This is a genomic window from Paenarthrobacter sp. RAF54_2, assembly GCF_052113945.1.
Taxonomy (GTDB): domain Bacteria; phylum Actinomycetota; class Actinomycetes; order Actinomycetales; family Micrococcaceae; genus Arthrobacter.
In genome coordinates this window covers 38,063-53,312 of record NZ_JBFRDV010000018.1, presented here as the reverse complement: position 1 = coordinate 53,312, position 15,250 = coordinate 38,063, and the positions used below count along the sequence as shown (strand labels likewise).

Below are 15,250 nucleotides of genomic sequence, written 5' to 3'. Positions count from 1 at the left end.
GTTGGGAAGAGTCCGACCGCAACAGCAGTGGCACCACGGCCGCGAAGGCATGGCAGACTTGAAGTCTGCAAAAAATCCGCCGGAAGGAACCATCTGTGGCTGCTGCCCAAAACACCCGGGCCAAGAGCGTCGCTGCGAACAACGTCAGCTGGCGGGACGCGACCCCGGCCGCCGTGGTGCTGATCACGGGCCCGGAGGAGTACCTCGGTATTCGGGCCATGGACCGCATCAGATCCCAAGTGCGGACGGCAACTCCGGATGTTGAACTCAGCAGGCTGAACGCGGGTTCCTACGAGGCCGGGTCATTGGCGATGACCGTGACCCCGTCTCTGTTCGGCGAGGGAAAGCTCATTGAAGTTGAGGGCCTGGAAGCCATGAATGATGCGTTCCTGGCCGACTCTTTGTCGTACTTGGCCCGTCCCGAACAGGATGTGGTTTTGGTGTTGCGCCATGCCGGTGGTGTTCGCGGGAAGAAGCTGCTTGACGCAGTGAAATCGGCTGGATGGCCTGTGATCGATTGCCAGCCTCTTAAGAAGGACGCGGACAAAACTGCGTTTGTTGTCTCGGAGTTCAAAGCCGCTGGTCGCCGGATTGATGGCGAAGCTGTCCAGGCCCTGGTCAATGCAGTGGGAGCCAATCTGTCCGAGCTCGCGGCCGCTTGCAACCAGCTAATTGCTGACGCGACGACAGCCGTGGATGCAGCAACCGTGGAACGTTACTACGGCGGACGCGTCGAGGCCACGGCATTCAAGGTGGCCGATGCCGCGATGGCGGGCAACGGGCCAGTGGCTTTGTCCACCTTGCGGCATGCCCTGTCTACCGGGGTTGATCCTGTTCCCTTGGTGGCTGCGCTTGCGGCAAAGCTGCGCACGTTGGCCAAGGTTGCCGGAGCCCAAGGATCGTCGGCCCACATCGCGAAAAGCCTGGGTATGCAGCCTTGGCTCGTCGAGCAGGCCCAGCGGGACGTCCGTCGCTGGACCCCGGAGGGCCTCATTCGCTCTATACAGGTTGTCGCCGAGGCCGACGCCCAAGTCAAAGGCCTGTCCCGCGATCCTGTGTATGCCGTGGAACACGCGGTAACCGTTATCGCTACCTCCGCGCGGCGGGGTTAAATCCAGCGACGGGGTTAAACCCAAAAGGCCGGCACCCGTGGGCGCCGGCCTTTTGATCAGCTCAGTCGAACTGGAAAAACCTTAGAGTGCGTTGACCTTCTTGGAGATCGCCGACTTGCGGTTTGCAGCGTTGTTCTTGTGAATAACGCCCTTGCTGACAGCCTTGTCCAGCTTCCGGCTGGCAGCAACAAGTGCAGTTGCAGCAGCATCCTTGTCAGCAGACTCAACGGCGTTGGCAACGACGCGGATGGCCGTCTTCAGCTCGGACTTGACGGCGTTGTTACGCAGGCGAGCCTTCTCGTTGGTGAGGATGCGCTTCTTCTGGGACTTGATATTAGCCACGTATGAACTCTCTTTTTAATGCGGAAATGGTCTAGAGGGTTTTCAGGTTGGCCATCGACTGAGCGGCGTGGGGATGCCTATGGCAGCCAACCATGAGTGGCCGTCGACCTGCACGGACACACAGCTATAAAGGATAGCAGAAAGCCGGGCCCAGTGTGGAACGGTGATTAGCTCCAGCCGTGACGATCCCTCAGGGCGCGGGAAACCTCAAGGAACGCTGGCTTGCCGAGGACTGCACCTTCCCGTCGGATCGCCTGGGAGCTCACCCGGATGACGCGGTCAAGCTTGACTTCGCTGGGGCGCCCTTGACGGTCCCATTGCCCCACCCCAACATCAACGTAATCCCCTGCCCGCCTGCCGTTGTCGTGGTCCTTGGATGTCAGCATGAGGCCCAGGAGCCATTCGCCATCCCTGCCAACCAACAGCACCGGGCGGTCCTTGCCCTGCGAGAAGTCCTCTTCAAAGGGAACCCAGGTCCACACAATTTCACCGGGATCAGGCCGACCATCCGGCTTGGGGGAGTAGTGCAGTTTCGTCACGCCAACGAAGTCGCCGGGGTAGGCGCCCGGTTGTTGCCCGACGGCGGGTTGCCGGGTTCGCTGCCGAGGGGAACCAGCGGGAGCGTTCTTCCTACCAGTACTGCTGCCGCCGAGCGCCTTGAGGGATCGAAGGATGAGTTTGCCCAGTGGGCGCAAGTCCAAAGCCATGCGGACAACGCTACAGCGATGGTTTGCCAAGCAAGGGTGCGCAGCGTTTCATCGAGTCCGGCTGGAATGTACTGCTCCGGCAGGAATGCGCGGTGAACCAGGAATGTACGGTGAACCGCTGGTTCGTGGGAGACTAGAGGATCAGATGCGCGGCGTGTCCCGGCTGGCCTTTGCCCAGCCGGTGGATTTGCCGTGTGAGTGTCGACAGTAAGGATCCTGCGTGTCTCCCATGGCCCGCACCGCACCGGTGCCCGCCGCAACAGATCCGGCCATCATCCGGAACTTCTGCATCATTGCCCACATCGACCACGGTAAGTCCACCTTGGCCGACCGCATGCTGCAGTACACCGGCGTCGTTCAACAGCGCGACATGAAGGCCCAGTATCTGGACCGTATGGATATCGAACGTGAACGCGGCATCACCATCAAGTCCCAGGCAGTGCGTATGCCGTGGGAACTCGATGGCACCAGCTACGCCCTGAACATGATCGATACTCCTGGCCACGTCGACTTCACCTACGAGGTTTCGCGTTCCCTGGCAGCTTGTGAAGGCGCTGTGCTGCTGGTTGACGCAGCACAGGGGATCGAAGCCCAGACGCTTGCCAACCTCTACCTGGCGATGGAGAACAACCTCACCATCATCCCGGTGCTGAACAAGATCGACCTCCCGGCAGCCCAGCCTGAGAAGTATGCGGCGGAACTGGCCAACCTTATTGGCGGAGACCCGGAAGATGTCCTCAAGGTTTCAGGCAAGACCGGAGTAGGCGTGGAAGCGTTGCTGGATAAAATTGTCCGTGACCTCCCGGCTCCCGTGGGCGATGCCAATGCTCCTGCCCGGGCCATGATCTTCGACTCCGTCTATGACACCTACCGCGGCGTGGTCACTTACGTTCGCGTTGTGGACGGCATGCTGCACCCGCGTGAGCGGATCCAGATGATGTCCACGCGCGCCACTCACGAACTCCTGGAAATCGGCGTCAGCTCCCCGGAGCCCACACCTTCCAAGGGCTTGGGTGTGGGCGAGGTCGGCTACTTGATCACCGGTGTTAAGGACGTCCGCCAGTCCAAGGTTGGCGATACCGTTACCAACCTCGCCAAGCCGGCGTCGGAGTCGCTCAGCGGCTACGCCGATGCCAAGCCCATGGTTTTCTCGGGTCTGTACCCGCTTGATGGAACTGACTATCCCGTGCTCCGTGATGCCCTCGAGAAGCTGATGCTTAACGACGCCGCTCTGGTCTATGAGCCCGAGACGTCCGCCGCATTGGGCTTTGGCTTCCGTGTTGGTTTCCTGGGTCTGCTCCACCTCGAAATCACCCGTGAGCGTCTTGAGCGCGAGTACAACCTCGATCTCATCTCCACAGCTCCCAACGTGGAGTACGAGGTAACGCTGGAGGACAAGAAGGTGATCCACGTGACCAACCCCAGCGAATATCCCACAGGCAAGATCTCCGAGGTCCGCGAGCCTATGGTCTCAGCCACCATCCTGGCACCGAACGAGTTTGTTGGCGCCATCATGGAGCTGTGCCAGAGCCGCCGCGGCGTTATGGGTGGTATGGACTACCTCTCCGAGGACCGTGTGGAAATCAGGTATCGCCTGCCCTTGGCGGAAATCGTGTTCGACTTCTTCGACATCCTCAAATCCAAGACGCGCGGTTATGGCTCGCTGGACTGGAAGGCCGACGGCGAACAGGTTGCCGACCTCGTTAAGGTGGACATCATGCTCCAGGGCGAGCAGGTGGATGCTTTCAGTGCCATCACCCACCGTGACAAGGCCTACGCCTACGGTGTCATGATGACCGGCAAGCTGCGCGAACTCATCCCGCGTCAGCAATTCGAGGTGCCCATCCAGGCCGCCATCGGATCTCGCATTATTGCCCGCGAGAGCATTCGGGCCATCCGCAAGGACGTTCTTGCCAAGTGCTACGGCGGYGACATCACCCGTAAGCGCAAGCTGCTCGAGAAGCAGAAGGAAGGCAAGAAGCGCATGAAGATGGTGGGCCGCGTTGAAGTGCCTCAGGAAGCTTTCATCGCTGCGCTGACCACCGACGAGTCCAAGGACAAGGCAAAGAAGTAAATGCCCAGCGTCCTCCCTTTGGGCGACCCTGCACCTGCGGACGGTTTGTTGCCTCCGCAGGTGCTGATCGGCGTCGAGCACCGCAAGTTCGGCCTGTACGTGCACATCCCCTTCTGCGCGGTGAGGTGCGGTTATTGCGACTTCAACACCTACACGGCCACCGAGCTGGGTGGTGGGGCGTCGCAGGATGCTTACGCAGGCACGGCTGTCACTGAACTGGCCTTTGCAGCCACCGCCATGGATGCCTCCGGTCTGCCGAAGCGCCCACTGAGCACTGTATTTTTCGGTGGTGGGACACCCACGTTGCTCCCTGCCGAGGACTTGGCTCGTATCCTTCGTGCCGCCGTCGTGCAGTGGGGACTTGAACCGGGCGCCGAGGTGACCACCGAAGCCAACCCCGACTCCGTAACGCCCGAGTCGCTCCAGGTGCTGGCGGATGCAGGCTTTACGCGCGTCTCTTTTGGCATGCAGTCCGCGGTACCGCACGTCCTCAAAGTGCTGGACCGGACCCATACCCCGAGCCGCGTTCCGCTGGTGGTCCAGTGGGCGCGCGAGGCGGGCCTGGCCGTTAGCCTTGACCTCATCTACGGCACGCCGGGAGAGTCGATGGCGGACTGGCAACTGTCCCTTGAGACCGCCCTGTCCTACGAACCCGATCACATCAGCGCCTATGCCCTGATCGTGGAGGACGGCACAAAGCTGGCGGCCCAAATCCGCCGCGGCGAAGTTCCCGGAATTGACGAGGACGACCACGCCGCGAAATATGAGCTCGCCGATAAATTGATCTCGGAAGCCGGGCTGACATGGTACGAGGTCAGCAATTGGTCGAAAGCGCCTGAACAGGCCTGCCGTCACAATCTTGCCTATTGGCGGGGCGATGACTGGTGGGGGATCGGTCCGGGCGCTCACTCGCACGTGGGCGGTGTCCGCTGGTGGAACGTCAAGCACCCCACCGCTTACGCCAACCGGCTGGCTGCAGGAGACTCGCCGGCAGCTGGTAGGGAAACCCTTGACGCCGAAACCCGGGAAGTCGAGCGCATCATGCTTGAGGCCCGGCTCGGTACAGGTCTGTCCGTTGATGCGCTGGACAAAGTTGGCCGCCATGCGATGGCAGGACTGATCGCTGAAGAACTGGTGGATCCGGGTGCGGCCTTCAAGGGTCGCCTGGTTCTTACCCTTAAGGGCCGACTCCTGGCCGACGCCGTGGTGCGCAGGATTCTGCCGGACTAATCGTCGGCAGAATCCGATGGAAGCCTTGGACTACTTAATCCAGCGCAGGTTGAGCTTGTAGCGGTGGGGCTGTCCGTGATTGACGCGGATACCAGCCGAGACTGAGAAGCACGTTAGTGCTACCCAGATGCCCGTGGCGATGACTGCAAAGATATTGCCCACGACGGGAAGCAGAACCAGGATATTTGCCAGGACTGCCGCGATGGTCGGTGGAAGCGTGAAGTTCAGTGCTTCCTTGGATTCCTGCGCCGTGAACGGCCCGCGATCACGGAAGATGAGATAGATCAACAGGGACGGCAGGCATCCCAGAATTCCCCCGAAGTGCGCAAGGGTGGCCCACTGCCGGTCTTCGCTTGCCGTCAGTGGGAGTGCGTTTGCCGGCGCGCCATGGTACTGGGGCTGGCCTGCGGCGCTGCCCGGTTCTTCAGGAGCGTTCTCTGCCACGGTGTCTTCCCTTTGCTGTAAAGATGCTGCAGTGTTGCTGTCCCAGAATACTGGCTTCCGGGTCATCCCGGGACCAACGCCCCGTTACGTCCCTGCGAAAAGTGCATTGAGGAAACGTAATTCAGGACAAGACCGTCAGGCAGTGGTGAGGAAATCGATGACTTCCTCTACCCTTCCCAGCAGCGACGCTTCCAAGTCGGCGTAGCTGCGTACCGCACCAAGCAGGCGCTGCCAGCCGAGTCCAATGTCTTCGGCGGTTTCGTGCGGCCAGCCGAACGCGGTCAGTATCCCGGTCTTCCAGTCAGTGCCTCGTGGAACTTCCGGCCACCGCTCAATACCCAGCACTTTTGGCCGGATGGCTTGCCAGACGTCTATATACGGATGGCCGACGATCAGGACGTTTCCGGCGGCTCCGGGTACCGTCATGGCTTCTGCGGCGATGCGTGATTCCTTTGAGCCTGCCACGAGGTGGTCTACCAGGATCCCGAGCCTGCGCCCTGGCCCGGGCGAGAATGCGGCGATAGCTGACTTGAGGTCGTCCACGCCGTGGAGTGGCTCTACGACGATGCCCTCAATGCGGAGGTCGTCGCCCCAGACTTTCTCCACCAGCTCGGCGTCGTGCTTGCCTTCCACCCAAATACGGCTCGCCTTGGCCACCTGTGCACGATGGCCCAGGACCCTTACGGACCCGGATGCCGTTCGACCCGACTGCACAGGCGAACCAGGAGCCTTTGCTGCCGGAGGCATGAGACGGATGGCCTGCCCTTCAAGCAGGAAACCGAACCCGAGTTGGAACGACTTGGTTTTGCCACGCCTGTCCTCAAGGGAGACGATGTGCATTCCCCCCGATTTCTCCACCCGTGTGACTTCGCCCACCCAGCCGGACTGGACGTCTTCAAGGACCATCCCGCGCTGGACGGCTACCTCGGGGAGTTGGCGTTTGGCAGGAGCGGACAGATCCTGCGGGCCCCACGTATCGAAAGCCAAGGACTTCATACCCCTCTGTGCTGGTTGTGCTGGGAATAACTCCCGCGGGCGGTTTCAATGCTAGCAACGTGCTGGCTCATACTAGACTTGTTAGCACTTGGGCATGTTGAGTGCTAAGTGAGTGCTGTTTATCCGTCCCGATAAAGGCCCGGACAGTCGTCAGGAGGTGTTGCAATGAGTGAGCCACGCAAGCTTGAAGTGCTGCGCGCAATCGTTGAGGATTATGTGCATTCCCGTGAGCCTGTTGGATCCAAGGCACTTGTGGAGCGGCACCATCTGGGCGTTTCCAGCGCCACCATCCGGAACGATATGGCTGTGCTGGAAGAAGAAGGCCTCATCGCAGCGCCGCATACCAGCGCAGGCCGCATCCCCACGGACAAGGGCTATCGGCTGTTCGTGGACCGCATCTCGCAGGTCAAACCGTTGTCCGCCGCGGAGCGTCGAGCCATCCACTCGCTCCTTGAAGGGCCGGACGACCTCGATGACATCCTTGAGCGCACGGTCAGGCTACTGTCGCAACTGACCAACCAGGTCGCCGTCGTTCAGTATCCGCACTCCAACCGTGCCCTGGTCCGTCACGTTGAATTTGTCCTCCTGGCGCCAAAGCAGGTGCTCGTGGTGCTCATCGCAGATACAGGAAGCGTTGGCCAGAAGGTCATCGAGGCTGGCTCCGATGTAAGCAACGAGGCCTTGATGGCACTGCGTTCCCGGTTCCTGGGAAGCATCGCGGGAACCCAGCTGGCACTGCTGCCGCAGGTGTTGCCTTCCGTAGTGGCGCTGTGCCCACCGGAGCTTCGGGGACTCGCGCAGCATCTTGCCCATGGTCTCCAAGCCCTCAGCGACACCAGCCGCGAAGAGCGCATCGTCATGGCCGGAACAGCCAACCTTGCCCGCTCAAATGTCGATTTCCCGTTGAGTATTGGGCCAGTGCTGGAAGCTCTTGAGGAACAAGTTGTCATGCTTAGGTTGTTGTCCGATATGGGGGATGATCCCCGCGGCGTGACAGTGAGCATCGGGCGCGAGAATCCTTACGATGGCCTGGCCGAGGCCTCGGTCGTGGCAACGGGGTACGGCTCCGGTGCCAAGGTGGGAATCCTCGGACCAACCCGGATGGACTATCCCACCACCATGGCTGCCGTGCGCGCCGTGGCCCGTTACCTTTCCCGCATTCTCGGCGGCTGACGCAAGCCCCGAGGTAAGAATCGCCGTCTAACCGTATAACAAGGAAGAGATACAGACTTTGAGCAGCCACTATGACGTTTTGGGAGTCTCGCCGGAAGCCACCGGGGAAGAGATCAAAAAGGCGTACCGCAAGTTGGCGCGAAAGCTTCACCCGGACGTCAACCCGGGGGAGGATGTCGCGGAGCAGTTCAAGGCCGTGACGCATGCTTACGAAGTGCTGTCCGACCCCCAAAAGCGCCGGGTCTACGATGCCACCGGTAACGAGAATGGCACTGACAACGGCTTTGGTGGCGGCTACTCCGGCCAGGGTTTCGCGTTCCAGGACATCTTCGATACCTTCTTCGGCGGTGGCGGCGGGCACGCTGGTCCGGCCTCCCGTGTGCGCCGCGGCCAGGACGCACTCATCAGTGTCCGCATCGACCTCAAGGACGCCGTGTTTGGTGTCAACAAGAAGCTCGAAGTTGATACGGCAGTCGTCTGCCCCACGTGTGATGGCAGCTGCTGCCGGCCCGGCACGCATCCCGAGCGTTGTGACATTTGTGGCGGCAGCGGCCAAGTCCAGCGGGCCGTTCGATCCATCCTGGGCCAGGTCATGACCACGGCGCCGTGTGGTTCCTGTGAGGGCTTCGGTACGGTCATCAAGGATCCCTGCAACGAGTGCAACGGGCAGGGCCGTATCCGCAGCCGGCGTTCCCTCACCATCAAGGTTCCTGCCGGTGTTGCGACAGGTACGCGCATCCAACTCTCCGGACAGGGCGAAGCAGGACCAGCTGGCGGACCTGCGGGCGACCTCTACGTAGAGATCCGCGTCAACAATGACTCCACGTATATCCGCGAAGGCGACGATCTGCACGCAACACTGAGCGTTCCGATGACAGCCGCCGCTTTGGGCACGGAACTGAGCCTGGAAACTTTCGACGGGCCCCAGGAGATTGATGTCAAGGCCGGCACCCAGTCCGGCGAGGTCATCACGCTTCGCGGGTTGGGCGTTACCCACCTCAGGGGCTATGGCCGAGGCGATCTCAAGGTGCACCTGCACGTTGAGACACCGGTCAAGCTGGATCCAGCACAGGAAGAGCTCCTGCAGCAGCTTGCCAAGTTGCGCGGCGAGCAGTTCAGCGAGGGCAAACTCGTGGCCAGCGGCGGCATGTTCGCCAAGCTGCGGGACAAGCTCGGTAACCTGTAGCGGTGAGCAACCCCGTTTTCTTCACGCCCGCCGGGAGCCTGGACGGAGTTGAGCCGGGCGCTGTGTTCGTCATCGACGGTGCAGAAGCCCGGCATGCCGTTACCGTGAAGAGGCTCACTGTCGGTGAGTCCGTGGACATCGCCGATGGCGCAGGAGCCCGCCTGACAGGCACGGTTGCAGAAGTTGGCCCTGGAAGTTTGTCCGTCACGGCATCCGAGGTAGTTTTCGAAGATCAGCCGGACGTGCGTTTGGTGCTGGTCCAAGCGTTGGCCAAGGGCGACCGTGACGAGTTGGCCATTGAAACGGCCACCGAACTGGGCATAGACGCAGTGATCCCTTGGCAGGCTGAGCGATCCATCGTCCGCTGGAAGGGGGATCGCGCTGCGAAGGCCCACGCGAAGTGGCAGTCTGTGGTCACTGCCGCGGCGAAGCAGGCCCGGCGGGCGTGGATACCGGAGGTGCGTCCTATCCTGGATTCCGCGGCTTTGGCAAAGGCTGTTGCCGCCGCGGACCTGGCTGTAATCCTTCACGAGGACGCCAAGAACCCCTTGCGGACCGTCCTGGAAGCGCCCATCGTGGCTGAGGCCGGCGGCCTGGATTCACCACGTGAAGTCCTCTTGATCGTGGGGCCGGAAGGCGGCATCTCGCCACGCGAGGTGACGCGCCTCAGCGACGCCGGGGCGGTCACGGCTCTCTTGGGGCACCACGTCCTGAGGTCTTCGACGGCGGGACCCGCCGCCGTCGTACTCGCCTCCGACGTGTTGGGCCGCTGGTAGGCTGTGTCGCCTTCCAGGCAACGCCAGCTAATGCGCGACGCCGGCTCTAGCCGACGCTGAAAAGCCGCGTATCGGTGGTGGATGTGTCTGCTTGCCCGGAGTCCTGAACCTGGGACACGCGCAATTCGTATTTCCCTGGTTTCAGTGTCGCATTGAAGGAGAAGACGCCGAATTGTCCCGGCTCTCCTGTGGCTTTTGTCTGGCCGGTCAGCAGGCTGGCCTTTTCGCCATTGCCGTTGTCCCGGAGGATCTGCCAGCTGACCGGCTTGGAGCTGTCAGTGCTGCGGCCATTGAACTTGACCACGCCAGCCGGGAGCGAGGTGTCCTCCTGCGGGTCGATGATCCATAGTGGCGCCACCAAGGAAGCGTCCCTGGCCATTGGTTGTCCGAGCCGTACCTGGCCGAAGGCCATGAAATCAGTGTGACCGTCGACCAGGATGACCACTTGGATTTGCTGCCCGGAGTTGATCAGGCCTGACGACGAAGCTGCTGCCGTGGCAGTGTAGACCAGCTGCTGTACAGCCCGTTGCGCCATGCCTGCATCAAGGTTGGAGTTGAAGGCATCCCGGGAAATATCAACGGTGATCACGTTCTTGCCCGAGATGGATGTTGCCAGGCTGCCGGGGTCCTGCCACGGGGTGAAGAAGTCGTGGTCCAACGGCTTTTCGGCCATCATGATGCGCAGCGCAGTGGTGACGGGGTTTCCATCGCCGGAGATGTCCCTGAATTCGCGGTAGAGGTAGACATCTTCCTTGCTCCGCCCAATCCAGTAGACCGGGATCTTCGTGGACGCCTGGGTGGTCTCCAGGGGAGCGTTGCTGGCCGGAGCTTCCTGGACGCTGACTGGCGGCGCACTGGACGTAGTTTGAGTGGGTCCGCCGTTGGCGATACAGCCGGTCAGCAAAAGGACAGCAAGCATCGCTGGCGCTGCGACGGCGGACTTTTTCCGCTTTCGCCCGCCGGGCTGATGACTTACTGACTGCGCGATGGGGGTTCCTTGCCTTGGTGGCCGGTGGTTGTCGCCGGCCCGTCGAACGCGCGTAGTTTGACTACCCGCTCTGCCAGCTTGGCATATCGTCGACGGCGGCTGGCCGGGTTTGCGGGCACTGGCGGCAACTGAAACAGGATTGATACCCGCTTGATGCCGAGTTGAGACAAAATGTCGCAGTCGAGGGACGACCTCGCGGGGAGGACACGGGGAGGATACGGCAGAGGATCCGCGGGCGAACGCCCGAGGTCTGCCGGGCTGGCGTAGGATTGAAGGCATTCCGGCATATGGCCTGGCGGTTGAGCCAGTCCCGTTGTCGAAACGATGGACCAACTGTTATCCGACCGGAGGAGAAGAGGCCGTACGGCCACCACTATGAGTGAATCCCTGAATGGGCGGCTGCGGACCGGAAACGGGAACCCAGCCGCCACCGAGTTCCCGCACACCTTACCGGGCACGCGCACGGAAATCGTCACGTTCGACAACTCCGATCAGATGGTTCACTCATTGGGCAGCCATGACGAAGCCTTGCGCTACATCGAGGAGCAGTTCCCGGACGTCAACTTCCACGTTCGCGGCAATGAATTGTCCATGTCCGGTCCGTCCACGGTCATCCCGCGCATCATGCGCCTCCTTGAAGAGGTCCGGGGACTGGTAGCCAGGGGAACGGTCGTTACCCCTGATGTCCTGCAGCAGCTCGTTTCCCTCCTGAGGACACAGTCGGTCCAGAATCCCGTGGATGTCCTTACCCACAACATTCTTTCAAGCCGCGGCAAAACCATTCGGCCCAAGACCTTGAATCAGAAGAACTATGTGGATGCCATAGATGCCAACACAGTGATCTTCGGTATTGGCCCGGCAGGTACTGGCAAAACATACCTCGCCATGGCCAAGGCCGTGCAGGCCCTCCAACTCAAGGAAGTAAGCCGGATCATCCTGACCCGGCCCGCTGTTGAGGCGGGGGAGCGGCTGGGTTTCCTGCCGGGAACGCTGAGCGACAAGATCGATCCCTACCTGCGGCCGCTTTACGATGCCTTGCACGACATGATGGATCCTGAGTCCATTCCCAGGCTGATGGCTGCCGGCACCATTGAAGTCGCACCGTTGGCCTATATGCGTGGACGGACGCTCAATGACGCCTTCATCATCCTGGACGAGGCCCAGAACACCACTCCTGAACAGATGAAGATGTTCCTGACCCGCCTCGGATTCGGCTCAAAGATGGTTGTCACAGGAGACGTAACGCAGATCGACCTGCCTTTTGGCTCCACCTCCGGACTGCGGATCGTACGGGAAATCCTGAGTGGGATCGAGGACGTCAATTTCTCCATCCTGGAGGCTGCGGATGTCGTCCGGCACCGTTTGGTTGCAGACATCGTTTCGGCCTACAGCAGGTGGGATGACGCGCACCGTACGGATGGGGCCGCCGGCACACATCACAAACGTGGAGAACGAAAATGAGCATTGAAATCAACAACGAATCCGGCGTGGAGGTGGACGAAGCCCAACTGGTGACGTTGTCGCGGTTCATCTTCGAGCGCCTCTACATCCATCCGCAGGCTGAGCTGTCCATCCTCCTGGTGGATGAACCCGCCATGGAGAAGCTGCACATCGAGCTCATGGACGAACCAGGAGCCACGGATGTGCTCTCGGTGCCCATGGATGAGTTGACGCCGGGCACACCTGACAAGCCCACGCCGCAGGGAATGCTCGGAGACATAGCCATTTGTCCGCAGGTGGCCGAGGTGCAGGCGCGGAACGCCGGACACACCACCCAGGACGAAATGCTGTTGCTCGCCACGCACGGCATCCTCCACCTGCTTGGTTTCGACCACGCTGAACCGGAGGAAAAGGAAGAGATGTTCGGTTTGCAGCGTGAGTTGCTGTCTGAGTTCCTGGGCAAGGATGCCCCCATGGAGACCATGCAGTGACCTCGCTCATCCTGGTCGGCATGGCGCTGGTTTTCCTCAGTTTCGTCGCCTTGCTGACCGCAGCCGAGGCTGCGTTCAATTTCCTGCCCCGGCACGAAGCTGAACAATCGGTAGTCCGCAGCAAGGGCAAGGCCTTGGGGAGCATCCTCAAGAAGCCGGTCGCTCATATGCGTGCCCTGCGGTTCTGGCGCGTGTGGTTCGAGATGGCGGCAGCGGTCGCCGTCGCTGTCGTCATGCACAGTTTTCTGGACAACATGTGGCTTGCAGGATTGGCGGCAACCGGCATCATGGCTGTCATCGGATTCGTTTTGGTTGGCGTCTCGCCCCGGCAGCTGGGACGCGCGCATTCGGGCCCCATCGTCCGCTTTACCGCCCCGCTGATCAGGTTCCTCTGCTGGATCCTCGGACCGATTCCCGGCTGGCTTGTCGCGTTGGGGAGCGCGGTCGCGCCCGGCGCCCCCGGCGGTGATGACGCGTTTGTCAGCGAGGAAGAATTCCGCGAGTTCGTGGACCGGGCGGCGGAATCGGACATGATCGAAGACAACGAGGCAGAGCTCATCCACTCGGTCTTTGACTTCGGCGATACTTTGGTTCGCTCGGTCATGGTTCCGCGCACGGACATCGTCAGCATCGGGACGGGTTCGGACCTTGAAGCGGCCATGGCCCTCTTCCTCCGCTCCGGCTACTCCCGGATACCGGTCATTGGCGAGAACACGGATCAGATCCGCGGCATTCTCTACCTCAAGGACGTTGCCGCGGCGATGCATCGCGGCGAACCCGGACTGCAACCGCACGACGTCGATTCTCTCGCCCGGGACGTTCGGTACGTCCCGGAATCCAAGCCCGTGAGCGACCTCTTGAAGGAACTGCAGAAGGAATCCACCCACGTTGCCATCGTCATCGATGAGTACGGCGGCACCGCCGGCCTGGTGACCTTGGAGGATCTCATCGAAGAAATCGTGGGAGAGATCGTTGACGAGTACGATTCCGCGGCCGAAGAAGCGGTGGACCTGGGCGACGGAACCTACCGTGTCAGTGCCCGCATGAGCATCGATGACCTCGGGGAACTGTTCGATATCGACCTCGACGACGACGAAGTGGACACCGTTGGCGGCCTCCTTGCCAAGGCTCTCGGCCAGGTTCCGATCGTCGGGAGCTCCGTTGAAGTGAACGGTGTGTCGCTAAAGGCAGATAGGCTTGAGGGTCGCCGAAACCGGGTCAGCCACATCATTGCGGCAGCCATGCCAAAGGAAGACACTGACTTTGAAGACCTTCTCGATGAGGCCGACACAACGCAACAGGGAGTTCCACGTGAGCAAGCAAAATAAGAAATTCGACGCCGATGACGATTTCGGTGGCTTCCACGCCGGATTCTCGGTCCTCGTTGGCCGCCCCAACGCGGGTAAGTCCACGCTGACAAATGCGTTGGTAGGGCAGAAGGTGGCCATTACATCTGCCAAGCCGCAGACCACGCGCCACACGATTCGTGGCATCGTCCATCGCGAGGACGCACAACTGATCCTGGTTGATACACCGGGCCTCCACCGGCCACGTACGCTTCTGGGAAAGCGACTCAACGACCTCGTGGCTGACACGTTGTCCGAGGTGGACGCTATCGGCTTCTGCTTGCCGGCCAACGAAAAAATCGGTCCCGGCGATAAGTACATCGCCGCGCAGCTCGCTGCCGTTGGCCGCAAGCCCATTGTTGCCCTTGTGACGAAAACTGACCTCGTGGACCGTCAGGCCCTGACCGAGCAGCTGCTCGCTGTTGCCGCATTGGGCCGTGAAGTCCTCGGAGAACAAGGCTGGGCGGATATCGTTCCCGTTTCTGCCGCCGACGGTTTCCAGGTATCCACTGTTGCCGACGTTCTTATCGGGCATATGCCCTCGTCGCCGCCCCTTTACCCGGATGGTGAGCTGACGGACGAGCCCGAGGCCGTCATGATTGCTGAACTCATCCGTGAAGCCGCACTCGAAGGTGTCCGGGATGAACTTCCCCACTCCCTTGCCGTCGTCGTTGAGGAAATCGTGCCCCGCGAAGGACGTACGGAGGACAACCCGTTGCTGGATGTCCGCGTCAATCTGTACGTGGAGCGGCCTTCGCAGAAAGCCATCATCATTGGTAAGGGTGGCAGCAGGCTGCGTGAGGTCGGAACCAACGCGCGTAAGGGAATCGAGACGCTCCTGGGAACAAGGATCTACCTGGATTTGCATGTCAAGGTTGCCAAAGACTGGCAGCGTGATCCCAAGCAATTGGTGAAACTCGGCTTCTGACCGGCGTCACGGCAACG

Annotated in this window: 15 protein-coding genes; 10 read left to right on the top strand and 5 right to left on the bottom strand. The window is 61.2% G+C overall.

Features of this window, described 5'->3' with window-relative positions:
- Positions 1-95 precede the first annotated feature (95 nt).
- Entirely contained in the window at positions 96-1,112 is a 1,017-nt protein-coding gene (holA, locus tag AB4Y87_RS18080; protein WP_442005678.1) for a DNA polymerase III subunit delta, read from the top strand.
- Positions 1,113-1,193: 81 nt separating this feature from the next.
- Here the strand turns inward: holA and rpsT are convergent, their stop codons facing one another.
- Both rpsT and AB4Y87_RS18070 read right to left on the bottom strand, forming a co-directional pair.
- Positions 1,194-1,454, bottom strand: a complete 261-nt coding sequence (rpsT, locus tag AB4Y87_RS18075) for a 30S ribosomal protein S20 (RefSeq protein ID WP_442005677.1) — start codon at positions 1,452-1,454, stop codon at positions 1,194-1,196.
- Positions 1,455-1,621: 167 nt separating this feature from the next.
- Positions 1,622-2,161 carry a type II toxin-antitoxin system PemK/MazF family toxin gene (locus AB4Y87_RS18070; RefSeq protein ID WP_442005676.1) on the bottom strand — a complete coding sequence of 180 codons (540 nt, stop codon included), beginning with the start codon at positions 2,159-2,161 and terminating at the stop codon, positions 1,622-1,624.
- 220 nt (positions 2,162-2,381) lie between these two features.
- Between AB4Y87_RS18070 and lepA the strand changes: the two genes are divergently transcribed.
- Positions 2,382-4,235 (top strand): translation elongation factor 4, encoded by a 1,854-nt coding sequence (lepA, locus tag AB4Y87_RS18065; protein ID WP_442005675.1) that lies wholly within the window; start codon positions 2,382-2,384, stop codon positions 4,233-4,235.
- On the top strand, positions 4,236-5,465 hold the full coding sequence (gene hemW / locus AB4Y87_RS18060; RefSeq protein ID WP_442005674.1) for a radical SAM family heme chaperone HemW: 1,230 nt from the start codon (positions 4,236-4,238) through the stop codon (positions 5,463-5,465).
- Positions 5,466-5,495: 30 nt separating this feature from the next.
- Here hemW and AB4Y87_RS18055 read toward each other — a convergent pair whose 3' ends face one another.
- Both AB4Y87_RS18055 and AB4Y87_RS18050 read right to left on the bottom strand, forming a co-directional pair.
- Entirely contained in the window at positions 5,496-5,909 is a 414-nt protein-coding gene (locus tag AB4Y87_RS18055; RefSeq protein WP_159699313.1) for a DUF4870 domain-containing protein, read from the bottom strand.
- A 135-nt stretch (positions 5,910-6,044) separates the two neighbouring features.
- Positions 6,045-6,896 (bottom strand): DUF3097 domain-containing protein, encoded by an 852-nt coding sequence (locus AB4Y87_RS18050; RefSeq protein WP_442005730.1) that lies wholly within the window; start codon positions 6,894-6,896, stop codon positions 6,045-6,047.
- A 174-nt stretch (positions 6,897-7,070) separates the two neighbouring features.
- Between AB4Y87_RS18050 and hrcA the strand changes: the two genes are divergently transcribed.
- Genes hrcA through AB4Y87_RS18035 form a run of 3 tightly spaced genes read left to right on the top strand, consistent with a single transcriptional unit; the run spans position 7,071 to position 10,040 of the window.
- The gene (gene hrcA, locus AB4Y87_RS18045) at positions 7,071-8,078 is read left to right on the top strand and encodes a heat-inducible transcriptional repressor HrcA (protein ID WP_442005673.1); all 1,008 of its coding nucleotides are present in this window, start codon (positions 7,071-7,073) and stop codon (positions 8,076-8,078) included.
- A gap of 58 nt (positions 8,079-8,136) precedes the next feature.
- On the top strand, positions 8,137-9,264 hold the full coding sequence (gene dnaJ / locus AB4Y87_RS18040; protein WP_431115348.1) for a molecular chaperone DnaJ: 1,128 nt from the start codon (positions 8,137-8,139) through the stop codon (positions 9,262-9,264).
- 2 nt (positions 9,265-9,266) lie between these two features.
- Positions 9,267-10,040, top strand: coding sequence for a 16S rRNA (uracil(1498)-N(3))-methyltransferase (locus tag AB4Y87_RS18035; protein ID WP_442005672.1), 774 nt, complete (start codon positions 9,267-9,269; stop codon positions 10,038-10,040).
- 46 nt (positions 10,041-10,086) lie between these two features.
- On the opposite strand, the gene AB4Y87_RS18030 is transcribed toward AB4Y87_RS18035, so the two are convergent.
- Entirely contained in the window at positions 10,087-10,959 is an 873-nt protein-coding gene (locus AB4Y87_RS18030; protein ID WP_442005671.1) for a GerMN domain-containing protein, read from the bottom strand.
- 444 nt (positions 10,960-11,403) lie between these two features.
- Between AB4Y87_RS18030 and AB4Y87_RS18025 the strand changes: the two genes are divergently transcribed.
- Genes AB4Y87_RS18025 through era form a run of 4 tightly spaced genes read left to right on the top strand, consistent with a single transcriptional unit; the run spans position 11,404 to position 15,233 of the window.
- On the top strand, positions 11,404-12,489 hold the full coding sequence (locus AB4Y87_RS18025; RefSeq protein WP_442005670.1) for a PhoH family protein: 1,086 nt from the start codon (positions 11,404-11,406) through the stop codon (positions 12,487-12,489).
- Positions 12,486-12,959 (top strand): rRNA maturation RNase YbeY, encoded by a 474-nt coding sequence (ybeY, locus tag AB4Y87_RS18020; protein WP_224090475.1) that lies wholly within the window; start codon positions 12,486-12,488, stop codon positions 12,957-12,959. Before AB4Y87_RS18025 ends, ybeY begins: the two co-directional genes overlap by 4 nt.
- A complete protein-coding gene (locus AB4Y87_RS18015; RefSeq protein WP_442005669.1) occupies positions 12,956-14,287 on the top strand; it encodes a hemolysin family protein in 1,332 nt (443 codons plus the stop codon). The genes ybeY and AB4Y87_RS18015 overlap by 4 nt, the downstream gene beginning before the upstream one ends.
- Positions 14,238-15,233: a GTPase Era gene (era, locus tag AB4Y87_RS18010; RefSeq protein ID WP_442005668.1), complete on the top strand. Its 996-nt coding sequence runs from the start codon at positions 14,238-14,240 to the stop codon at positions 15,231-15,233. Before AB4Y87_RS18015 ends, era begins: the two co-directional genes overlap by 50 nt.
- Positions 15,234-15,250: the final 17 nt, after the last annotated feature.